General features: G+C 70.9%; 18 protein-coding genes and 1 pseudogene. 10 read left to right on the top strand and 9 right to left on the bottom strand.

Annotation, left to right across the window (positions count from 1 at the left end; all coding sequences use genetic code 11):
* Positions 1–11: 11 nt before the first annotated feature.
* Entirely contained in the window at positions 12–713 is a 702-nt protein-coding gene (locus ACFC0D_RS06540) for a hypothetical protein (RefSeq protein WP_376431696.1), read from the bottom strand.
* A gap of 37 nt (positions 714–750) precedes the next feature.
* Positions 751–1392: a DUF7019 family protein gene (locus tag ACFC0D_RS06535; protein WP_376431694.1), complete on the bottom strand. Its 642-nt coding sequence runs from the start codon at positions 1390–1392 to the stop codon at positions 751–753.
* Positions 1393–1564: 172 nt separating this feature from the next.
* Between ACFC0D_RS06535 and ACFC0D_RS06530 the strand changes: the two genes are divergently transcribed.
* The 3 genes from ACFC0D_RS06530 to ACFC0D_RS06520 all read left to right on the top strand — a co-directional run bounded on the left by ACFC0D_RS06530 (position 1565) and on the right by ACFC0D_RS06520 (position 3683).
* The gene (locus tag ACFC0D_RS06530) at positions 1565–1786 is read left to right on the top strand and encodes a hypothetical protein (RefSeq protein WP_260227397.1); all 222 of its coding nucleotides are present in this window, start codon (positions 1565–1567) and stop codon (positions 1784–1786) included.
* Positions 1787–1861: 75 nt separating this feature from the next.
* Positions 1862–2221, top strand: coding sequence for an ArsR/SmtB family transcription factor (locus ACFC0D_RS06525; protein WP_376431691.1), 360 nt, complete (start codon positions 1862–1864; stop codon positions 2219–2221).
* Between the two features lie 94 nt (positions 2222–2315).
* The gene (locus tag ACFC0D_RS06520; protein ID WP_376431689.1) at positions 2316–3683 is read left to right on the top strand and encodes an MFS transporter; all 1368 of its coding nucleotides are present in this window, start codon (positions 2316–2318) and stop codon (positions 3681–3683) included.
* On the opposite strand, the gene ACFC0D_RS06515 is transcribed toward ACFC0D_RS06520, so the two are convergent.
* From ACFC0D_RS06515 to ACFC0D_RS06495, 5 genes are read right to left on the bottom strand one after another with little or no spacing between them, the layout of a single operon-like run.
* The gene (locus ACFC0D_RS06515) at positions 3646–6711 is read right to left on the bottom strand and encodes an alpha-mannosidase (protein ID WP_376431686.1); all 3066 of its coding nucleotides are present in this window, start codon (positions 6709–6711) and stop codon (positions 3646–3648) included. The two genes, ACFC0D_RS06520 and ACFC0D_RS06515, sit on opposite strands and share 38 nt — an antisense overlap.
* A gap of 33 nt (positions 6712–6744) precedes the next feature.
* Positions 6745–8025, bottom strand: coding sequence for a glycosyl hydrolase (locus ACFC0D_RS06510; RefSeq protein ID WP_376431684.1), 1281 nt, complete (start codon positions 8023–8025; stop codon positions 6745–6747).
* A 37-nt stretch (positions 8026–8062) separates the two neighbouring features.
* Positions 8063–8908: a carbohydrate ABC transporter permease gene (locus ACFC0D_RS06505; RefSeq protein ID WP_376431682.1), complete on the bottom strand. Its 846-nt coding sequence runs from the start codon at positions 8906–8908 to the stop codon at positions 8063–8065.
* Between the two features lie 2 nt (positions 8909–8910).
* Positions 8911–9783, bottom strand: a complete 873-nt coding sequence (locus ACFC0D_RS06500; protein ID WP_376431680.1) for a carbohydrate ABC transporter permease — start codon at positions 9781–9783, stop codon at positions 8911–8913.
* Between the two features lie 56 nt (positions 9784–9839).
* Positions 9840–11123 (bottom strand): ABC transporter substrate-binding protein, encoded by a 1284-nt coding sequence (locus ACFC0D_RS06495; RefSeq protein ID WP_376431678.1) that lies wholly within the window; start codon positions 11121–11123, stop codon positions 9840–9842.
* A 124-nt stretch (positions 11124–11247) separates the two neighbouring features.
* Between ACFC0D_RS06495 and ACFC0D_RS06490 the strand changes: the two genes are divergently transcribed.
* The 3 genes from ACFC0D_RS06490 (at position 11248) to ACFC0D_RS06480 (ending at position 16005) form a co-directional block, all read left to right on the top strand.
* On the top strand, positions 11248–12279 hold the full coding sequence (locus ACFC0D_RS06490; protein ID WP_376431676.1) for a LacI family DNA-binding transcriptional regulator: 1032 nt from the start codon (positions 11248–11250) through the stop codon (positions 12277–12279).
* A 271-nt stretch (positions 12280–12550) separates the two neighbouring features.
* Positions 12551–14989, top strand: a complete 2439-nt coding sequence (locus tag ACFC0D_RS06485; RefSeq protein WP_376431674.1) for a discoidin domain-containing protein — start codon at positions 12551–12553, stop codon at positions 14987–14989.
* Positions 14990–15204: 215 nt separating this feature from the next.
* On the top strand, positions 15205–16005 hold the full coding sequence (locus tag ACFC0D_RS06480; RefSeq protein WP_376431672.1) for a TIGR01458 family HAD-type hydrolase: 801 nt from the start codon (positions 15205–15207) through the stop codon (positions 16003–16005).
* A 7-nt stretch (positions 16006–16012) separates the two neighbouring features.
* On the opposite strand, the gene ACFC0D_RS06475 is transcribed toward ACFC0D_RS06480, so the two are convergent.
* Positions 16013–16465: an SRPBCC family protein gene (locus tag ACFC0D_RS06475; protein ID WP_376431670.1), complete on the bottom strand. Its 453-nt coding sequence runs from the start codon at positions 16463–16465 to the stop codon at positions 16013–16015.
* Positions 16466–16626: 161 nt separating this feature from the next.
* Here ACFC0D_RS06475 and ACFC0D_RS06470 point away from each other — a divergent pair, with 161 nt between their 5' ends.
* Both ACFC0D_RS06470 and ACFC0D_RS06465 read left to right on the top strand, forming a co-directional pair.
* Complete coding sequence (locus ACFC0D_RS06470; RefSeq protein WP_376431668.1) at positions 16627–17400, top strand: hypothetical protein; 774 nt, start codon at positions 16627–16629, stop codon at positions 17398–17400.
* A pseudogene (locus tag ACFC0D_RS06465) lies at positions 17385–17525 on the top strand (transposase); the annotation flags it as partial. The gene ACFC0D_RS06470 and the pseudogene ACFC0D_RS06465, both read left to right, overlap by 16 nt.
* An 11-nt stretch (positions 17526–17536) precedes the next feature.
* Here ACFC0D_RS06465 and ACFC0D_RS06460 read toward each other — a convergent pair.
* Positions 17537–18448, bottom strand: a complete 912-nt coding sequence (locus ACFC0D_RS06460; RefSeq protein WP_376431666.1) for a sporulation protein — start codon at positions 18446–18448, stop codon at positions 17537–17539.
* Positions 18449–18499: 51 nt separating this feature from the next.
* Between ACFC0D_RS06460 and ACFC0D_RS06455 the strand changes: the two genes are divergently transcribed.
* Both ACFC0D_RS06455 and ACFC0D_RS06450 read left to right on the top strand, forming a co-directional pair.
* Positions 18500–19102 (top strand): sporulation protein, encoded by a 603-nt coding sequence (locus ACFC0D_RS06455; RefSeq protein ID WP_376431664.1) that lies wholly within the window; start codon positions 18500–18502, stop codon positions 19100–19102.
* A gap of 452 nt (positions 19103–19554) precedes the next feature.
* Positions 19555–20742 (top strand): RCC1 domain-containing protein, encoded by a 1188-nt coding sequence (locus ACFC0D_RS06450; protein WP_376431662.1) that lies wholly within the window; start codon positions 19555–19557, stop codon positions 20740–20742.
* Positions 20743–20813 lie beyond the last annotated feature (71 nt).

The raw sequence follows: 20813 nt of genomic DNA, 5'->3' as shown, positions 1-20813 counted from the left end.
CCGGCCCCGGCTCACTCGCCGGAGTCCTGTACGCGCCCCAGTCCGACCCGGGTCGTGAACCCGGAGCGGCCGAGCGGCAGCACCTCCTGGTCGGCGTACGCGACCGCGCGCAGGGCCTTGTCGTGGGCCTCCCGCTGCTTCTGTGAGCAACGGCTCCTGTCCACCTCGATGGTGGGCACGACCGAGGGCAGGTGGTGGTGGAACTGCTCGTCCGTCGAGGCGAGCCGCTCCGCGTACGACGGGTCCGCCGGATAGCTCAGGGACAGCGCGACGGGCGGCTCCTCACCCCGCCGTCCGGCAGCCTCCCGCAGCGATCCGGCCACATAGCGCAGGGCCAGGGTGAGATGCAGACCGAAGTCCTTGTTGCCGGGATCGGGCGGATACGGCCAGGTCGCCGACTCCGGCACGACGTAGTGCACCCGCACCCGGCTGACCGGCAGAGTCACCACCAGACCCGGCCATCGGCCGCCCCCCTCGACGGTGAAGTCCGGCCGCTCGGACTCCACCGACCAGAGCAGAGCGATCCATTCGACCATGCTTATGGCCTCGGGCGGCAGATTGTCCGGACTGTACGGACCCCGGCTGCGCCTCTCGAGCGCGTGCTCCCGCATCACCGCCAGGATCCGGGCCCCACCCGGGGCGATCTCCAAAGCCAAGGGGGAGGCGGCGAGCTTCGTCATGGTCCTGCAGGCCGACTCGATCAGCACGGACATAGCCGGACCCGTGGAGGTCATCCCGGTGGCCCCGCCCTCAGTCGACGAGCGCGACGTAGAGCGGGCTGGCGAGCAGCACGGTCATGTCGTCCCGAGGAGCCAGCTCCGGGTACGGGCACGGGCCGTGCAACAGCCGCTTGGCCAGGAACTCGACGGTCTGCGCGGGGCCGCGGAGGGCGGCATTGGCCCGCATGACGGTGGCCAGGGTGTCGGACCCCGCCGGCGTGCCGCTCTCGTGGGCGAGCGTGGTCAGTTGTTCGAACAGCACGGGCAGCAGTGAGGCGCTGAGCCGGTTCTGCGTGAGGGGCGCGGCGGTGACGGTGCTGAGCAGATGGTTCGTCGACCCGCCGAGACCGACGATCGTGCGATCGCTCCGACCGCCGAAGTAGACCGCCTCGTCGTCGCCGAGCACGGACCACTGCATCGGCAGCACCCCGTGCACGTACTGGCCCGGCTCGTCCACGTCCCCCAGGTCGGCGTGGTCCTCCAGGTGCCGTACGACGCGCTCCAGGCGCGCGACCCGATCCGTGCCCGCCGCCTCGACGCTGCGCTTGGCGGTCGCCAGCTTCAGATCGACGCCGAACTCCGTGACGCGCTTGCGCGCCCAGGCGGGGTCGATCTGTGACAGCAGCATGTCGACCTTGGCGTCACTGACGTAAAGGTAGTAGCGGACCGACACAATCCATTCCCCTCTCGCGGTGAAGCGGATGTTACCCGTCGAACCGGCCCCGAAATCGGCGTACTTGATGTCGGAGGGGCCCGGCGGAGGGTCGAGAGGACCCGGGGGCCGGACACCGGGCGGGCGCTCGAGTCTGTCCTGAGGCCATCGCGCGGGGCATACTGGCATCACGATGACGAACCGATCCGCGCCCCGGCGCCACCTGTCCACCAGCCCCTTCGCGGCTCCCGTCGATCCCGTGATCAAGGAGTTCGCTGTCGGTGACCGCGTCTCCCACGATCGTCACGGGCTCGGGAAGATCATCGGCACGGAGCCGACGGGTGCGCTTCTCGTCGACTTCGGAGCCACCCAGGTCCGCGTCCTCAGCCCGTACAAGGGGATGCACAAGCTCTGACCGCTCGTTTCCCCGAATCCGCCCCCGGTGCCCCGTGCCAGGGGCGGTTTTCTTTGCCGCGCCTACGATGGCCCCATGTCCGAACGCGAGGGAACCTCAACAGCGAGCGTTGTGCACCAGCGCACCCCCGGCGCTGCCGAGCTCGCCGCCGCGGCCGGTGTGTTCGCGCTGCTCTCGGATCCGACCCGCCTGCATCTGGTGTGGCTCCTGACGCGCGGGGAGTCGGACGTCGGCGCCCTCGCCGAGGCGTGCGGCGCGGCCCGGCCCGCGGTGAGCCAGCACCTGGCCAAACTGCGCCTCGGCGGACTCGTCCAGCACCGCAAGGACGGCCGGCGGGTGGTGTACACACTGCCGGACGGACATATGCGGCGCCTTGTGGTCGAAGCGATCAGTCATGCCGATCACCAGGTGACGGGGGAGCCCTGGCACGACTGACCGGGCCCCCTCGGTTATAGATTCAACATGTGCGCAACCATGCACGTGTCGGCTACGGTGGTGAACACCCCGTAGCCGAACGAGGGCGTGCCCCATGCTGTCCGTGCTGCGCAACCGCACCTACCGCCGCCTTTTCACCGCCCAGGTCGTCGCCCTTGCCGGGACGGGACTCGCCACGGTCGCGCTGAGTCTGCTCGCGTACGACCTGGCGGGCGCCGACGCCTCCGCCGCCCTTGGGACCGCCCTCGCGATCAAGATGGTCGCGTACGTCGGCATAGCCCCGATCATCAGCGCCTTCGCCGACCGCATACCCCGGCGCGCGCTGCTGGTCGCCATGGACCTCACCCGCGCGGCGGCCGCCCTGGCCCTGCCCTTCGTCACCGAGGTCTGGCAGATCTACATCCTGATCCTGCTGCTCCAGGCCGCCTCGGCCGCCTTCACGCCGACCTTCCAGGCCACCGTCCCCGACGTGCTGCCCGACGAGCGCGACTACACCCGCGCCCTGTCGCTCTCCCGGCTCGCCTACGACCTGGAGAACCTCTTCAGCCCCGCTCTCGCCGCCGCCCTGCTGACCCTCGTCCCCTCCGGGCTGCTCTTCACCGGCACCGCCGCGGGCTTCCTCGCCTCCGCCGCCCTGGTCGCCTCGGTCCTGCTCCCGAAACCCGAACCGGTGGAGCGGACCGGCCGCGCGTACGCCAAGGCCGCCTACGGGACCCGGCTCCTCCTCGCCACGCCACGGCTGAGGGCCCTCCTCGCACTCGACCTGGTCGTCGCCGCAGGCGGCGCGATGGTCCTCGTCAACACCGTCGTGCTCGTACGGGAGGTCCTGGGCCGCCCGGACGGCGACGTCGCCCTCGCCCTCGGCGCGTACGGAGCGGGCTCCATGGTCGTGGCGCTGCTGCTGCCACGGCTCCTGGACCGGGTCGGTGACCGCGCGGTGCTGCTCCCCGCCGCCTTCGTGACGGCCGGGGTCCTGGCCCTCCTCCCGGCCGGCCTGGCGGCGAGCTCCGGCCCCTGGTCCTGGCCGGCCCTGCTCGCCGCCTGGCTGCTGCTCGGAGCCGCCTGCTCTGCGGTCCTGACCCCCGGCGGGCGACTGCTGCGGCGCTCGGCGGGTGGCGGAGACCTGCCCGCCGTCTTCGCCGCCCGCTTCTCCCTCGCGCACGCCTGCTGGCTGCTCACCTACCCCCTCGCCGGCTGGACCGCCGCGCACGCCGGTCTCCCCCTCGCCGCCGGTGCGCTGAGCGCCGTCGCCCTCCTCGGGGCCGTCGCCGCCGTCCGGCTCTGGCCGCGCACCGACCCGGACGAACTGGAACACGTCCACGCCGAGCTGGCGCCGGACCATCCGCACCTGGCCGGTACGGGCCGACGCCACGCCCACGACTACCGCATAGACGCCCTCCACCCCCGCTGGCCCGCTCCGATGCTCACCGCGCGGCCCCGGGGACCGCGAAACGCAGCGTGAGCAGCTGGAAGGGGCGCAGGGCGAGCTCCAGCCCGCCGTCCGCCACGGTGACCGCGCCGGCCGGGACGTCGTCCAGCGGGCGCTCCAGCAGATCGCACACCGTGACCCCGCCGAGGTCGAGCTCCGTGGTGAGCCCGGCGCGGGCCCGGCCGCCCCGCGACTCGTAGAGCCGGACCACCACATCGCCGCTGCGGTCGTCGGCCAGCTTCACGGCGCTGACCACGACGGCGTCGTCGTCCACGGCGACCAGCGGGACCACGTCCGCGCCCCCTGGCACCCGGCGCTCCGGCAGATTGACGCGGTAGCCCTCGCGGACGGCGTCGCCGACGGAGGCGCCGGGCACCAGCGCATGGCGGAAGCGGTGCACGCCCTGGTCGGTGTGCGGGTCCGGGAAGCGCGGGGCGCGCAGCAGGGACACCCGTACCGTCGTCGTGGTGCCGCCGTCGTCGGTCCGTACGGCACGGGTGACGTCGTGCCCGTACGTCGACGCCGTCACCAGGGCGACACCCCAGCCGGGCTCCTCGAAGTGGACGAAGCGGTGATTGCAAGCCTCGAACTTGGCCGCCTCCCAACTGGTGTTGGTGTGCGTCGGGCGGTGCAGATGGCCGAACTGGGTCTCGGCTGCGTAGCGGTCGGCGTGCAGATCCAGCGGGAAGGCGGCCTTGAGGAACTTCTCCGTCTCGTGCCAGTCGACCTCGGTCTCCAGATCGAGCCGCTTCGCACCGGCGGCCAGAGTGAGCGTCTGGATCGCGCGGGACGAGCCGAAGGAACGGGTCACCCGCACCGAGACGGCCCGCCCCGTCTCCATGGCCACGGCCACCTCGTCCGCGTCGGTCAGATCGGTCACGGTGTTGCGGTAGAACTGGTCGACGTCCCAGGCGTCCCACATGTTCGGGAAGTCGGGGTGGATCTGGAGGAGGTTGGCGGCCGCGCCCGGCGCGACCGTCTCCCGCCCGTCGGCGAGATCGACCACCGACACCACCAGACCGCGCTCGTCCACGACCACCCGCAGCAGCCCGTTGGCGAGCACGAACCCGCCGCCGGTCCGGGCCTCCACCGTGCACTCCCCGGGGGAGCCGTCCGCCGCGGCCACCACCCTGCGGCCGCCGCCCGCCGGAACGCCCGCCCGCGCGTGCGGAGCCGCGTTGAAGACCACCTCGCCACCCGCCACCGGGTCACCGGCCAGCACCCGCTGCGCCCGCCCGATGATCCCGGTCAGCTCCTCGGCGACCGCCGCGTACGTCCGCTCCGCCTCACGGTGGACCCACGCGATCGAGGAGCCGGGCAGGATGTCGTGGAACTGGTGCAGCAGCACCGTCTTCCAGATCCTGTCCAACTCCTCGTACGGATACGGCACTCCGGTCCGCACCGAGGCGGTGGCCGCCCACAGCTCCGCCTCGCGCAGCAGGTTCTCGCTCGCCCGGTTGCCCTGCTTGGTCCGCGCCTGGCTCGTCAGCGTCGCCCGGTGCAGCTCCAGGTACAACTCGCCCACCCAGACCGGCGGATGCGGGTACTCGGCCTCGGCCTTCGCGAAGAACTCGGCGGGCCGCTCCCAGCGCACCCGCGCCGAGCCCTCCAGATCCCGCAGCCGCGCCGCCTTCGCGATCATCTCGCGCGTGGTGCCGCCGCCCCCGTCGCCCCAGCCGGTCGGCGCGATCGAGTGCCGCGCCCGCCCCTTGTCCTTGAAGTTGCGGACGGCATGGGCGATCTCCTTGCCCTTCATCGAGCAGTTGTACGTGTCGACCGGCGGGAAGTGCGTGAAGATCCGCGTCCCGTCGATGCCCTCCCACAAGAAGGTGTGGTGCGGGAACGTGTTGACCTGGCTCCACGAGATCTTCTGCGTCAGCAGCCACTTGGACCCGGCCGCCTTGATGATCTGGGGCAGCCCGCCCGCGAAACCGAAGGTGTCCGGCAGCCACGCCTCCTCGTTCTCGACGCCGAACTCCTCCAGGAAGAACCGCTTGCCGTGAACGAACTGACGGGCCATCGCCTCCGAACCCGGCATGTTCGTGTCCGACTCCACCCACATGCCCCCGGCAGGCACGAACCGGCCCTCGGCGACCGCCTTCTTGACCCGCGCGTACACCTCCGGCCGGTGCTCCTTGATCCACGCGTACTGCTGCGCCTGCGACATCGTGTAGACGAACTCCGGCTCGTCCTCGAGGAGCGCCGTCATGTTGGCGGTGGTCCGCGCCACCTTGCGTACCGTCTCGCGCAGCGGCCAGAGCCAGGCCGAGTCGATGTGCGCGTGCCCGACCGCGCTGATCCGGTGCGCCGACGGCTCGGCCGGCGCCGAGAGCACCGCGACCAGCTGCTCACGGGCGGCCGCCGCGGTCCCGTTGACGTCCTGGAGATCGATCGCGTCCAGGGCCCGGTCGATCGCCCGCAGGATGTCCCAGCGGCGGGCGCCCTCCACGGGCAGCTCCGCCATCAGCTCGCCGAGCACCTCCAGATCGATCACCAGCTGCCACACCGTCTCGTCGAAGACGGCCAGATCCATCCGCTCCAGCCGGTACTGCGGCCGGTCGCCCGCCGTCTCCTTGTCGCCGAGCTCGGTCGGCAGGAAGGGGTGGTAGTCGAGAATCACCGGGTTGGACGCCGCCTCCACATGCAGCAGCACCTCCTCCCCACCGGCGGCCGGGGCGGCGATCCGCACCCACTGGTTGCGCGGGTTGAGCCCCTTCACCGGCGATCCGTCGGGCCGGTAGACCAGACCCTCGCACTGGAACCCCGGCATGTTCGCGTCGAAGCCGAGGTCGATCAGCGCCTCGACCGTCCGGCCCGCCCAGCCCGCCGGAACCGTGCCGGAGACGGTGAGCCAGCTCGTCCCCCAGGGCGCGCCCCAGGCGTCGCCGGCGGCGATCGGGGTCCGCGGCGCGGCGATCCCCTCCGCCACCGGCACCGGCTCGTCGGGCGCGGTCCAGATCCCCACCTCCAGGGGCACCGACTCCGGATGGATCGCCGGCCGGATGCGTTCGTCGAGGACGCGCCGGAGCCGGGACTCGATCAGGGTGCGGTCGTCATGCATGGCAGTCGCTCCATCACGTAGAGAGGGCGGTGGTCAGGCCCGGCCGACGTCGTCGACGGTGACCGTCTCGGTGATCCCGCGTGCGGTGAGATGATCGCGGTCCGACGCCCGCGACGCCAGTACGGCGGTCGGCCGCGCGCCGTCCGCGGCCAGTCGCATGAACGCCTCGAAGAACGCCCCTCCGGGTGCGCATGTCGAACGCTTCGGCGCGTCGTCGGGCAGGTCGAGGACGAGAGCCGTGGAGCGAGGCCGCGGGCGACGCGTGCGCGCGCGGGCCTCCGTCACGGCCTCGGCGAGCGCCCTTCCGGCCGGCTTCACCACTCGGTCGGTGGTCAACAGGCCGAGGCTGTACTCCAGTTCGGGGAAGTCGGCGAGCGAGCGGTCCACGTCGTGGGAGCACCACCAGGTGATGCCCCAGAGGTCCTGGCAGTCGAGCGCGGCGTCCACCGTCGTACGGGTGAAGGCGCCGGCCCGGTCGGCGGCGATGTGCGGGGCGGGCGCCCCGACCTCCTGCAGCCACACCGGCCGCCCCGGGTCGTCGGCCCATGCCTTCGACAACTCGACGAGATACGCGGCGTGTTGCCCGGTCGCGACCGAGTCGGCGCCGTAGCGCTGCGCGGTGCCGTTGAAGACCCAGGAGTGCACGGCCGTCACCGCGCCGATCCTGGCCGCGTGGGCGGGCGTGAACGGATGGTCGTCGAGGTACCAGGCGGCGTCGTACTCCGCGTGCAGATGGAGCCGGCCGGGCGCCCCCTGCTCGCACGCCGCCAGCATGCGGCGCAGCCAGCGCTCCGCCTCGCCCGGGGTGATCCGGTCCGGGTCGGGGTGCGGATCGCCCGAGAACTGGTTGATCTCGTTGCCGAGGGTCATGCCCAGGAAGGTGGGCCGGTCGGCCAGGGCCGAGGCGAGGGTGCGCAGATAGGTGGCCTGGCCGTCGAGGACCTCGGGGTCGGTGAACATGTTGCGCCGGTGCCAGGTCAGGGTCCACGAGGGCCGGAAGTCGAAGCTGGACAGATGGCCCTGCAGCCCGTCGACGGCCACGCCGAGTCCGCGCTCGGCCGCAGCGTCGACGAGCTCCACCAGCTGCTCGACGGCGCGCTGCCGGATCAGTGTGCGGTTCGGCTGGAAGACGGGCCACAGCGGGAAGACCCGGACGTGGTCCAGGCCGAGGGCGGCGATCGAGTCCAGGTCGGCGCGGACGGCGTCGAGGTCGAAGTCGAGCCAGTGGTGGAACCAGCCCCTGCTGGGGGTGTAGTTGACGCCGAAGCGAGGGGCGCGCTCATGCTCGGCAGGGAGGTCCTGGGGAGTGGTCATGCGCGGTGTCGAGTCCTTCCCGAGTCCGGTGCGGAGGTCATCCCTTGATGGCGCCTTCTTCGACGCCCTTGAAGAAGAACCGCTGGAGCGCGGCGAACACGGCCACGATCGGCAGAAAGGCGATCATGGTGCCGGCCGCGATCAGCCGGGGGTTGGCGGTGAACGTTCCGTCGAGGTACTGCAGCCCGACGGTGAGGGTGTAGCGCTCGGGGTCGTTGAGGACGATCAGCGGCCACAGGAAGTCGTCCCAGGCGCCGATGAAGGTGAAGATCACGACGACGCTCAGCATCCCCCGTACGTTGGGCAGGCCCACGTGGATCAGGCGCTGCCACACCGTGGCGCCGTCCACCAGCGCCGCCGCGTCGAGTTCGGGCGGCACCGCCTGGAAGGCGGTGTACATCAGCAGCACGTTCAGCATGGCGATCGCCCCGGGCAGCGCCACCCCGAGCAGGGTGTCCGTCAGGCCCATGCTCCGGACCGTCACGTACTGCGAGACGATCGTGACCTCGCCGGGCAGCACCAGCGTGGCGAGGAACAGCCCGAGGACCAGGCGTGCCCCGCGGAACCGCAGCCGGGACAGCGCGTACCCGGCGAGGGTGGCGCCCACGACATTGCCGGCCACGGTGATCGCCGCCACCGTCAGCGAGTTGACGGCGTAGGTCCATACCGGGATGGTGTCGGCGACCTGGGCGTAGTTGGAGAGGGTCCAGTCCCGCGGCAGGAAGTCCGGCGTACGGGAGTACACGTCCTCGCCGGGCCCTTTGAGCGAGGTGGAGAGCTGCCACAGGAACGGGCCGATCGTGAGCAGCAGGACCACGGCCAGGAGCAGGTAGCGGACCGCCTTCGCGGCCGGGGCGGGCGTACCGAATCCGCGTGCGGGCATGGTCAGGCCGCCTTCCGGTTGAGCCGGGCCAGGAGCAGCATCGGGCCGACGGTGATGACGAAGAGCAGCAGGCTGAGGGCGGAGGCGTAGCCGATGTGCCCGGTGAAGCCGCGGCTGTACATCTGGATGAGCATCACCACCGACATGTCCCGGCCGCCGGGGCCCCCGGTGCCGTTGGACAGGACGTACAGCTCCGAGAAGACCCGCAGGGCGGAGACCGATATCAGGACGGAGACCAGCATCATCGTGGTCCGGACACCGGGCAGGGTGACGTGCCAGAACCGCCGCACGGCGGAGGCTCCGTCGACGGCGGCGGCCTCGTGCAGCTCGCGCCCGACGTTCCCGAGCGCCGACAGGTAGATGACCATGTAGTAGCCGAGCCCCTTCCAGACCGTGAGCCCGATGGCGCTGAAGAGCAGGAGCCAGCGGTCGGTGAGGAAGTCGACCGGTCGGTCGGCGAGCCCGAGCTGTCCGAGGAGACCGTTGATCAGGCCGCGGTCGTCCAGGACCCACCCCCAGATCAGCGCGACCACGACGGCGGAGGCGACGACCGGCGTGTAGAAGGCGGTACGGAAGAAGGTGATGCCCGGGAGCTTCTTCTCCACCAGGAGGGCGAGGAGCAGCGGCATCAGGGTGAGCAGCGGCAGACAGATCAGGAGGTAGACGATGCTGTTGATCAGCGCGTCGATCAACTGCTCGTCACTCAGGGCGCGTTCGTAGTTGGCGAGGCCGGTGAAGCGGCCGCCGCCCAGTGGCTTGGCGTTGGTGAACGACAAGATCACCGTGTTGAGGGCGGGCCATAGGTTGAAGACGACGAGCCAGACCACGGCCGGCCCGGCGAGCAGCCACGGCGTGAACCAGCGCCGGTGTGTCATGGGGTGCCTTCCGGGAAGGGGGAGCGGCGCCGGGGGAAGGCGGCGCCGCTCGCCGGTCAGTCCTTGAGCAGCTGGTCGGCGCGGGCGACCGCGGTGTCCAGGGCCTCCTTGGAGCCGGCCTGGCCGCTCAGCGCGAGGGCGATCTGCTGGTTGATGACCGTCTTGATCGCGTCGTTCGCCTGGACGGGCTCCAGTATCGTGGCCTGCGCGAGCGAGGTGAAGGCCGTGACCTTGGCATCACCGGCGTTGGTGCCGTCGCTCCTGCTGAAGAACGGGTCCGAGGCCGAGGCCTTCGTCGAGGGGAAGATGCTCGTGAGCTGGGCGAAGGCGGCCTGGTTCTCGGCGTTGGTCACCCAGCGGGCCAGCGCCAGCGCGGTGGCCCGGTTCTTGGTGCCCTTCGAGACCGAGAGGCCCTGGACGTACAGCGGCGGGGTGCCGATGGCGGGGGAGGAGACCACCTTGGGAGCGAGACTCGGGTTGTCGGTGGCCAGCGAGGTGATGTAGTTGCCGCCGGCGGTGGTCCACGCGGCAGTGCCGGAGCTGAACAGCTTGGTGTTGCCCGCGTACGTCTCGGTCAGCACGTCCTTGGGCAGCAGCCCCTCCTTGAAGGCCGCGCGGTAGGTGTCGAGGACGGCTGCGGCCTCGGGGGTGTTGAAGGTGAAGCGCGTGCCGTCGTCCGACATGAGCTTCACCCCGGCGTTGGCGAAGTCCATGAGACCGGGCTTGCGGCTCATCAGATAGACCGAGCCGTTGGACTTCTGCTTGACGGTCCTGGCCGCCGTGATCAGCTCGTCCAGGGAGGCCGGCGGCTTCTTCGGGTCCAGGCCGTACTGGGTGAGCAGCGTGGAGTTCCAGTAGTTGACGTCGGTGTTGAGGTACCAGGGGTAGCCGTACGTACCGTCGCGACCGGCGAAGCGAAAGGCGTCGGTGCCGCCCTTGACGTAGTCGGTGTCCAGCTTCGGGTCGGCCTTCGCCACGTCCAGCAGCATGGACTGCTTCACCAGCGGCAGAGCGAAGTCGGGCGGCAGATTGACCACGTCGGGGAGGGTGCCGCCGGCCGCCTGGCTGAGCACCTTCTCGGAATAGCCCTCGCCGGGCTGGTCGAGCCATTCGACCTCCACGCCCGGGTTCTTCTTCTCGAAGGCGTCGATCACGCCCTCCATGTACGCGGTGAACTTCGGCTTCAGGGCCCAGGTCTGGAGCGAGACCTTGCCCTTCACCTCGCCGCCGGCCGCCGCGTCCGTGTCGTCGGAGCCGTTCGGGTCGCCGAGGCCGCAGCCGGCGAGCGTGGCCGCGGCGACCGCGGCAACGGCCGCCCGCACCCAGTGGCTTGTTCGCATATGAGAGGTCTCCCGGTCTGTTCTGGCGGAGGATGCAGAGTTACTAAACCGGTCTAGCGATGGGGGACTATGCTCCCGCTACACTCCGCTGTCAAGACAGTGCGCGAGGAAGGAGGGGCGCTGCGTGGCCAGACCGACGATCGCCGACATCGCCCGCCGGGCCGGGGTGTCCAAGGGCGCGGTGTCCTTCGCCCTCAACGGCCGGCCGGGAGTCAGCGAGGTCACCCGGGAGCGCATCCTGCGGGTGGCCGAGGAGATGAACTGGCGGCCCCACAGCGCCGCGCGCGCCCTCGGCGGGGCACGGGCGGGCGCCGTCGGCCTCGTCCTCGCCCGCCCGGCGCGCACCATCGGCCTGGAGCCGTTCTTCGGCCATCTGCTCAGCGGACTGCAGTCCGGACTCTCGGTGCGCGGCACGGCGTTGAACCTGCTGGTCGTGGAGGATACGGCGGCCGAGATCGAGGTCTACCGGCGCTGGACCTCCGAGCACCGGGTGGACGGCTTCGTCCTGGTCGACCTCCAGGTCCGCGACCCGCGGATCCCCGTCCTGGAGGAGCTGGGCGTGCCCACCGTGGTGATCGGCGGCCCCGGCCGGCACGGCGGTCTGCCCAGCGTCTGGGCGGACGACCGCGAGGCGATGGTGTCGATCGTCGACTACCTTGCGGCGCTCGGCCACCGCCGGATCGCGCACCTGGCCGGCCTGCCGGCCTTCCAGCACACCCAGCGCCGCATCCGTGCCGTACGGGACAGCGCGCGGCGCCTCGGTCTGACCGAGGCGGTGTCGCTGCCCACCGACTTCAGCGACGCGGAGGGCGCCGCCGCCACCCGGGCGCTGCTCGCCCGGCCCCAGCGGCCGACCGCGATCATCTACGACAGCGACGTGATGGCGGTGGCCGGGCTCGGTGTGGCCACGGAGATGGGCGTGGCCGTCCCCGGCGAACTGTCGATCGTCTCCTTCGACGACTCCGCCCTCGCCCGCATCGTCCACCCCGCCCTCACCGCGCTCTCCCGCGACACCTTCGCCCTCGGCGAGCAGGTCGCGCGGGAACTGCTCGCGCTCGTCGACGACCCGGCGGCGGCACGGGACATCAAGAACCCGACACCACGCCTGACGGTGCGTGAGAGCACGGCGCCACCGGCTCTTGACCCGGCGAACTAAAGCCGTTTAGCCTCCCGGGGCGAGACGGACCAATGGCGCCACCCGTCGCGATCGCTCCCGCGTGCATCGGTCCGCACGGCCCCGCGCGGCCCCCGGGGTCGCTTCGGTCGGCACAGCACGCGGGGCGCAGCACGCACGGCGCAGCACGCCACGCGCCATCCGGCCCGCACCCGTACCCCACGTGCCACGCACCACCCGTCACGCGTCATCCGCACCACCAGTACCTCCCGTACGCCCAGCACCCCCACCCTTCGCTGGACCGGAGTATCGGATGAGACGACACCTGCCCCTTCTGCCGATCGCGGCGCTGTTCGCCGCCCTGCTCGGCCTCGCACCTCTCGCGTCCGCCGCGAGCGCCGCCGGGGCCGAGGCCCCCGCGCGGGCGCAGGCGGCCGGCGACCAGCCCTATGCCTCGTACTGGCACCCGAACACCCTCCTGAGCTGGGATCCGGCCACCGATCCCGACGCGCGGTTCAACCGTTCCCGCGTCCCCCTGCGACCGCGCGTCTCCGATCCCGCGCTCAAGGCCAACGCCAACGCCCGCGCCGGCGAGGGAAAGATCGCCTCCCTGGTCTCCTTCGGCCCCACCTCGAACAACCCCTCGCAGGGCTCCACCAACCCGCACTACTACGCCTTCGGCCACTGGCAGTACATCGACAAGCTGGTCTTCTGGGGCGGCTCCGCGAGCGAGGGCCTGATCCTCGCGCCCAATGCGACCGTCATCGACGCCGCCCACCGCAACGGCGTGAAGGTCTACGGCACCGTCTTCTTCCCGCCCACGGCCTACGGCGGCCAGATCCAGTGGGTGCGCGACTTCGCGAAGAAGACCGGCTCCACCTACCCCGTCGCGGACAAGCTCGCCCAGGTCGCGCAGTACTACGGCTTCGACGGCTGGTTCATCAACCAGGAGACCGCGGGCGGCGACGCGGCCCTCGCGACCGAGCTGCGCAACGAGATGCGCTATGCCCGCTCCCTCGGCCCGGTCGAGTTCATGTGGTACGACGCGATGACCGAGTCCGGCGCGGTGAGCTGGCAGGACTCCCTCACCTCCGCCAACGACTCCTTCCTGCAGGAGGGTTCGCTGCGCACCTCCGACTCGATGTTCCTCGACTTCGGCTGGAGCGCCTCGGGGCTGAGCTCGTCCCGTACGCTCGCACGCTCCCTCGGCCGCAGCGAGTACGAGCTGTACTCCGGCATCGACACCGAGGCGAACGGCTCCAACACCTCCGTCCCCTGGGCCTCTGTCTTCCCCGCCGGGCAGCCGCACGTCACCTCCCTCGGCATCTACCGGCCCGAGTGGACCTTCACTTCGTCGGCGAACCGGGCCGACTCCCATGCCAGGGAGGCGCGTTACTGGGACGGCGCCAACGGTGACCCGTCCGACACGACGACGACCTCGGCCTGGAAGGGGCTCGCCCACTACGTCCCTGAGTCCTCGCCCGTCACCGCCAAACCCTTCGTCACCTCGTTCGGTGCGGGCCAGGGCGACTTCTTCCACTCCGGCGGCGTACGGGTGGGGTCGACCGGCTGGAACAACCTCTCGCTCCAGGACGTGCCCCCGACGTACCGCTGGCTGGTCGCCTCCACCGGCTCCGAGCTCACCCCCTCGATCGACTTCACCGACGCGTACGAGGGTGGCTCCTCGCTGCGTCTGACGGGCACCCTCGACGCGGTGAACACCACCCGGCTGTACCAGACGAAGCTGCCGGTCGCCGCCGACACCAAGCTGTCCGTCGTCGTGAAGACCCCGGCCGCGGGACCCAGCCGCCTCAAGGCCGCGATCTCCTTCACCGACGCCCCGACCACCTTCACCACTCTCGACCTCGGCTCCACCGGCACCACAGGCTGGGAGCGCAAGACGCTCGACCTGTCCGCCCACGCCGGCCGGACCATCGCCCAGATCGGTCTGCAGGCCGCCGGGTCCGACGCCTCGTACGACGTGAAGGTCGGGCAGATCGCCGTCTACGACGGGGCCGTCGACACGGCGGCCGCACCGACCGCCGTCACCGTGCTCGGCACCACCGACGTGAGCCCCACGCGCAAGTCGCTGCGCCTGTCCTGGACGGCCTCGGCCGCAGGCTCCGTGCACCACTACGAGGTGTACCGGCGCAACACCGACGGCACCCGTACCTTCCTCGGCGCCACCCCCAACGACGCGCTCTTCGTCCCCCAGCTCGACCGCGCCGGCACGGAGATCACCACGACGCTCGACGTCGAGGCCGTCTCCACCGAGTACGGCCGCTCGCCGGCCGCCACCGCCACCGTCGGCTGGTCGGGCACGGCCGAGTCCAACCTCGCGCTGAACCGCCCCGCGACCGCCTCCGGCCAGTGCAACGGCACCGAGACACCCGCCAAGGCCGTCAACGGCACCGTCTCCGGCGGAAACGGCGACAAGTGGTGCACCACCACGACCGCCAAGTGGCTGGAGATCGACCTCGGTTCGGTCCGAACGGTGGACCGCCTCACGGTGAAGCACGCGGCCGCGGGCGGCGAGAGCGCGTCCTGGAACACCCGGGACTTCACCCTGAAGGTCCGCGGATCGACCACCGACCCGTGGACCACCGCGGCGACCGTCACCGGCAACACGGCGGCCTCCACCACACACCCCGTGGCCGCTCCGGCACGCTACGTACGTCTGGAGATCACCAGGCCCACCCAGACATCCGACCCCGCCGCACGGATCTACGAGTTCGAGGCCTGGGGGTCTTGACGGGGGTGAAATAAGGAGGAAAATCCCTAATACACCAGAAAACCAGAGCGAGCCGCACCCGCCGGCGAAGACGTTCGCCGACCCGCGTGACCCACTCGCTGGCTCTGGCCAGGCCCCCGGCAGATCCTCCCGGATCTCAGGGCAATCAGCGACGGCTGAGAAGCCCGAGTGCGGAGATGGACTACCGGGGACTGCATGTGTGGAGGCTCCTCCCCATGTCACGTATCCGAGCGGCACTGATCGACATCGACGGCGTGCTCACCGTCTCCTGGAAGGCGCTGCCCGGCTCTGTGGCGGCCATGGAGCGGCTGCGCGCCGCCGATGTCCCGCTCGCGCTCGTCACCAACACCACCTCGCGGACCCGTGCCTCGGTCGCCGCGCGGCTGGCGGGGGAGGGCTTCCCCATCGGCGTCGACGACATCCTCACCGCGCCCGCCGCCACGGCGGCCCATCTGCGGAAGCACTGGCCGGGGGCGCGCGTTCTGCTGATCAACACCGGGGACGTCCACGACGACCTCGGTGGCCTGACGCTGGTCGGCGAGGACGGCCCGGCGCCGGACGTGGTCGTTCTCGGCGGGGCGGGTGACGCGTTCGGCTATGACTCCCTCAACCGGGTCTTCCGCCATGTGCGCGACGGCGCGCGGCTCGTCGCGATGCACCGCAATCTCTACTGGCGCACCGCCGACGGGCTCGACCTGGACACGGGAGCGTTCCTCCTGGGTCTGGAACGGGCGGCCGGCGTCGAGGCCGAGATCACCGGGAAACCCTCGCCCACCTTCTTCGCCACCGCGCTCGCCCGCCTCGGTGTCGCCGCGGGCGAGACGCTCATGGTGGGTGACGACATCGAGTCCGACGTCCTCGCGGCCCAGCGCTGCGGCATCACCGGCGTCCTGGTGCGGACCGGCAAGTACCTGCCCGGGACCGTCGAGGCGGCCGACGGCGCACCGGACCATGTGCTGGACTCCTTCGCCGATCTGCCGGATCTGCCCGAGCTCCTCGGCAGGCGCGAAGGCTGATCGTCGATCAGCGAGCCGCTCCCGCCTCCAGAATGTCCTTGAGGGTCTGCTCGTTCCTGGGCATCTCCTTGCGTACGTGCGGGCGCACGACGAGGGGGACCAGCGCCTTGCCGATACCGTGACCCTCGAAATCGAGGGCGATCGTCACCCGTGAATGCTCGCCGTCGTCGATCGGCTCGATCCTGCCCTGGACGTCGCCGCGCACCGGGCCGTCGATGCCGTGGATGTGCCAACTCGTCGGCGGATCGAGCTCGATGACCTGCATGATGCTGACCATCGACCGATGCCCCATCCGCCGCGTCACGGCGACCTTCGAGCCGACGGCGACCGGCCCCTCGCCCAGGAGACGGACCGAGACGGCGCTCTCCTGCCAGTCGGGCAGATGGGTCGGGTCGGTCACGTAGGAGAAGACCTCCTCAGGGCTGCGGGAAATGTCGATGGATTCCTTGATGGCAGACATTTCGCCCTCTTGATCGTCTTCGTCGGGGCTGTTGTTACTTCACACAAATGATCCCACGGGTGGCGGAACGTCGCCATCGTGTCGAAGTGAGTAGCGGTACTCATGCCGCCCACCCGTCCGAGCGGGACGATGACCGGAAGTCGGCGTCGGAGGGGGGCGGCATGAGCAAGGTCGTGGGCGCGTTCGTGGTCGCGGGTGCGACGGTCGTGGCACTCGTCGTGGCCTACGCCGTCGGGGCACCGCCCGGTCTCGTCCTCGGGGCCGGCGCGGGGGTCCTCGGTCTGCTCTGGCTGCTTCTTCTTCTCACCGCGCCATGGAATCTGTACTTCCGTGCGCACGCCGTACGGGCCGAGATCGCGATCAGCCGGGAGAAGGGCCTGACGGTCTCCGGGGAGCGGGACGCCGAAGCCGCCAGGATCGGGCGGACGATGCTGCGGGTCGCCGTCGCCGGACATGTCCTCACGGCCGTCGTGGCCCTCGCGGTCACGCTCGCGAGCGGACACGCGGCGGGCTACTGGTTCGCCGGCTTCTTCCTGCTGAGCACGTTCTTCCGGCCCGCCGGCGCCTGGTTCGCACAACTGCGGCGCCGACTGGGCCTCCTGCTCAAGGACGTGACCCACCCGCGCGACGACGTCGTGGAATTGCGGGCCAGGGTCGCCCGCGCGGAGAGTGGGGTGAAGGTCCTGGAGGACAAGGCCGAGGAGCAGTACCGCGCCCTCGCCGAGCTGCGGCGCGCGGTGGACGCGTCCGGCCTCTCCGCACACCGACGGGCCGACGACACCGATCGCCGGATCGCCGCGATGGCGCGGGAGTTCGAGGCGACGGTCGACCGTCTCACCGACAACGAGGAGATCATCGCCGGCCTCAAGGCGTTCCTCCGCCTGCTGCGGTCCACCGGCGACGCGACGACGAGCCCGCCGATCTCCGACAGGTGATCGACGGGATTCCGCACCGGGTGCGGACCGGCGTTCAGTGGCGTGACCTGCCCGAACGATTCGGCCCGTGGACGACGGTGGATGAACGCCACCGCCTGTGGTCGGCCGACGGAACCGGTGGTCGACCGGACAGGCCCTAGGTGGCGATTCTGTCGTAAGGCCACGGGTTCCGCGTTGCCCTGCCGCTGCCCCTTCCTCCCCTGCGGGCCTTCTTCGGGTGACGGCGGTAGAAGGCCGCGAGCTCCTCCAGGGCCCGGGCCGCGCGGGCGGTCACGTCGGCCTTGCCGGCCTCGTGGTGGGCCACCGGGAACCAGACCGTGCCGGGCTTGTCGTCCCAGGCGAAGACATCCGGCGCGGATGCGCGGAGGTGGCAGATCGTGCCCACCGCGTTGGTGTCGAAGGCGAGTTCGAGCTCGGGGAAGTCCGCCTGGCCACCGCTGGGGTCGCTGAGGAAGACCGGCTGGTAGTCCTCCGAGATCGACTCCGAGTCCTTGATCTGGTCCTTGACCAGGTGGGAGTACCGCTCCAGGTAACCGAGTTCGCCGAAGGCGTCGAGCGCGGCCTCGACGGCCGGCAGCGGGTCGACGTGGAGGAAGTCGGTGTCGGTGAGGACGGTGTCGGCGCCGTCGTCGAGGATGATTCTCGTGCGGAGTGAGAAGTCCACGCCGAGGGCCCGGCCGTCGAAGTCGGTGAACGGCGTGTACCAGGGCAGCCGCCCGGTGAACGGCACCTGTCGCTCTGTGCCGGCCGGGACGTCGAAGCGGATGATCGACGTGTGGAAGAACGTCACGTGGTCGGTGATCAGCTTGCCGCTGGGCTGGTGGATCCTGCCCACCGGCTGGAGGACGGTCTCCCCGATCCGGAGGTCCGTACCCCCCGCGCGGATCACCAGCCGGCCGCTGACCTCCGCGCCCGGGCGGAGGGTGAGGGTGCTGATGCGGGTGTCGAGCTCGGGTGGGTCGACCTCGGCCGAGCCCTCCGCGCCTTCACCCTCCCCGAACAGTTTGCGGAACGCCAACGCCCTGCCCTCCCCTTCGTCCTGGGGCACGAGCCTAATAGGCTTCGGCAGGCTTTTCCGGGGGCTGTGGGAGGAGGACGGGTGGGGCTGCTCAGGCTCTTCGGGTTCGGGCGTGGGGCCGGGAAGGGCGATGCCCGTGACGGCGCTGACTTTGGCGACGGCTCCGGCGACCTCGAGCCGCCCGAGATCGACGCCGTCATCAGCACCGTCGAGGCCCGGCCCGGCGAGTGGGTGAGGGGCGAGGTCGTCTTCCGGGGCGGCGGTACGGGGCTCGACGTCGATCGCTTCGACCTGCGTGTCATGGCCAAGTGCGTGACGTGGCAGGGCGTCATCCGCGAGGTCGAGGTCGCCAGGCTCATGCCCGCCCGCTACGAGACCTCGGTCGAGGTGGAGCCCGGCGGGGAGCACCGGATCCGGTTCGGCGGACGGCTGCCCTGGGAGTGTCCGGTCACAGAACTCGGCGGCCGGTCCACGGGCGTCGACCTCTCCGTGGTCACCACGGTCCAATCCCGCGGCAGCGACGTGGTGAAGGACATCGACTTCCTGCACGTGGCCGCGCCGCCGCTGCACGAGGCGGTGATGGACGCCTTCTTCGCCGAGGGGTACAGCCGGGTCGAGGCCCGGCTGACGGACGACAGAATCCCGAACGTCGCCCAGCGCCAGTACTACCTCCAGACGTACTGACTGGAGGACCCGAGCCGGAAGACCGATGCCTTCGCGGAGATCGAGGTCTCCGTCCTCAACAGTCAGGTCGGCGCCCTCGTCCTCGTACGCCGTCATGACCGGGACAGGTTCGGCAGCTGGGACCAGAGGCCGCCCGCGCTGTCCTTCCCCGTCGCCCATCACGAGGTGGGCGAAGCGGACCTCGCTCCTCGCCTGCGCGAGGCGATGGCCGACCTCGTTCGGCTGGACCGGTTGCACCGGATCTAGGCGAGCCCGGCCTGATCGGCAGGAGAGGCCCTAGGAGCAACTCAAGGCCCGAAGGAACAACACCTCACACTCGGTTCGGCCGTCCGCAGCAACCGGCAGCGCCACATATGTCGCCTATGTATCAAACTGTCACCTGGTGAATCGCAATCATCACTCCACGTAGCGCAGGCCGGGACGGCCGCGCACCCGGCATCCCGAGGTGACACATGCTGCGGACAAGACGGCGCAGGCCGAGATCCGTCCCGTCGGCGGGACTGCTCGTCCTGCTGACCACCTTGGCGGCGTTCGCGCTGCCCGCACCCATGGCCGCTGCCCAGGCCCAGCGCGTCGAATCCTGGGGTGACAACGGCGTCGGGCAGCTCGGCGACGGCACCGACACCGACCGGCACACCCCGGTCACCGTGTCCGGTCTGACCGCCGCCGGCGTCACCGGCCTCGCCGCAGGCAGAATTCACGGCCTGGCCCTGCTGTCCAACGGAACCGTCAAGGCCTGGGGCCACAACTTCTTCGGGCAGCTCGGCGACGGCACCACGACGAACCACCCCACCCCCGGCGGGGTGCGCGAGCTGAGCGGCGTAACGGCGGTCGCCGCCGGTTGCGGCCACAGCCTCGCCCTGCTGTCCGACGGCACCGTCCGCGCCTGGGGCGACAACGCCTTGGGGCAGCTCGGCATTGGCGTCACCGGTGGCACCAGCACCACTCCCGTCCCCGTCAGTGGACTGAGCAAGGTGACAGCGGTCGCCACAAGCTGCGATCACAGCCTCGCCCTGCTGTCCGACGGCACCGTCCGCGCCTGGGGCGGAAACAGCACCGGGCAGCTCGGCAACGGCACCACCACCGACAGCAACGTTCCGGTCCCTGTCAGCGGGCTCGGTGGCGTCCGGGACATCGCCGCGGGCTTCAATCACAGCCTCGCGCGCCTGGCGAACGGCACCGTCCGCGCCTGGGGCGGCAACAGCACCGGGCAGCTCGGCAACGGCACCACCGCCGACAGCAACGTTCCGGTCCCTGTCAGCGGGCTCGGTGGCGTCCGAGATGTCGCCGCAGGTGGTTTCTTCAGCCTGGCACGCCTGGCGAACGGCACCGTCCGTGCCTGGGGCAACAACAGCAACGGAGAACTCGGCAACGGCAGCGCCGTCGGCGAAAGCCCCGTTCCGGTCCCGGTCAGCGGGCTCGGTGGCGTCCGAGACATCGCCGCAGGCAGCTCGCACAGCCTGGCACGCCTGGCCAACGGCACCGTCCGTGCCTGGGGTGGAAACAGCACCGGGCAGCTCGGCAACGGCACCACCGACGACAGCAACGTTCCGGTCCCGGTGCGTACCGGAATCGGCTACGTCAGGTACATCGCGGCAGCGGTCACACCCTTCACCACATCCACCAGCCTGGCGGCCTGAGCCCCACTGCGAGTCCGGGCAGGCGATCCCCGGCCCCGTCCTGATCGTCAACTGCTCCGGTGCGGTGACGG

The sequence above is a fragment of the Streptomyces sp. NPDC056222 genome (assembly GCF_042264065.1).
In the GTDB taxonomy this organism is placed as follows: Bacteria; Actinomycetota; Actinomycetes; order Streptomycetales; family Streptomycetaceae; genus Streptomyces.
This window is presented reverse-complemented; position numbering and strand designations above follow the sequence as displayed.

Excerpts from the sequence above, each read along its gene's own strand:
- ACFC0D_RS06540 (WP_376431696.1), bottom strand. The coding sequence starts at position 713 with ATGTCCGTGCTGATCGAGTCGGCCTGCAGGACCATGACGAAGCTCGCC.
- ACFC0D_RS06530 (WP_260227397.1), top strand. The coding sequence starts at position 1,565 with ATGACGAACCGATCCGCGCCCCGGCGCCACCTGTCCACCAGCCCCTTC.
- ACFC0D_RS06525 (WP_376431691.1), top strand. The coding sequence starts at position 1,862 with ATGTCCGAACGCGAGGGAACCTCAACAGCGAGCGTTGTGCACCAGCGC.
- ACFC0D_RS06520 (WP_376431689.1), top strand. The coding sequence starts at position 2,316 with ATGCTGTCCGTGCTGCGCAACCGCACCTACCGCCGCCTTTTCACCGCC.
- ACFC0D_RS06515 (WP_376431686.1), bottom strand. The coding sequence starts at position 6,711 with ATGCATGACGACCGCACCCTGATCGAGTCCCGGCTCCGGCGCGTCCTC.
- ACFC0D_RS06510 (WP_376431684.1), bottom strand. The coding sequence starts at position 8,025 with ATGACCACTCCCCAGGACCTCCCTGCCGAGCATGAGCGCGCCCCTCGC.
- ACFC0D_RS06505 (WP_376431682.1), bottom strand. The coding sequence starts at position 8,908 with ATGCCCGCACGCGGATTCGGTACGCCCGCCCCGGCCGCGAAGGCGGTC.
- ACFC0D_RS06500 (WP_376431680.1), bottom strand. The coding sequence starts at position 9,783 with ATGACACACCGGCGCTGGTTCACGCCGTGGCTGCTCGCCGGGCCGGCC.
- ACFC0D_RS06495 (WP_376431678.1), bottom strand. The coding sequence starts at position 11,123 with ATGCGAACAAGCCACTGGGTGCGGGCGGCCGTTGCCGCGGTCGCCGCG.
- ACFC0D_RS06485 (WP_376431674.1), top strand. The coding sequence starts at position 12,551 with ATGAGACGACACCTGCCCCTTCTGCCGATCGCGGCGCTGTTCGCCGCC.
- ACFC0D_RS06480 (WP_376431672.1), top strand. The coding sequence starts at position 15,205 with ATGTCACGTATCCGAGCGGCACTGATCGACATCGACGGCGTGCTCACC.
- ACFC0D_RS06475 (WP_376431670.1), bottom strand. The coding sequence starts at position 16,465 with ATGTCTGCCATCAAGGAATCCATCGACATTTCCCGCAGCCCTGAGGAG.
- ACFC0D_RS06470 (WP_376431668.1), top strand. The coding sequence starts at position 16,627 with ATGAGCAAGGTCGTGGGCGCGTTCGTGGTCGCGGGTGCGACGGTCGTG.
- ACFC0D_RS06450 (WP_376431662.1), top strand. The coding sequence starts at position 19,555 with ATGCTGCGGACAAGACGGCGCAGGCCGAGATCCGTCCCGTCGGCGGGA.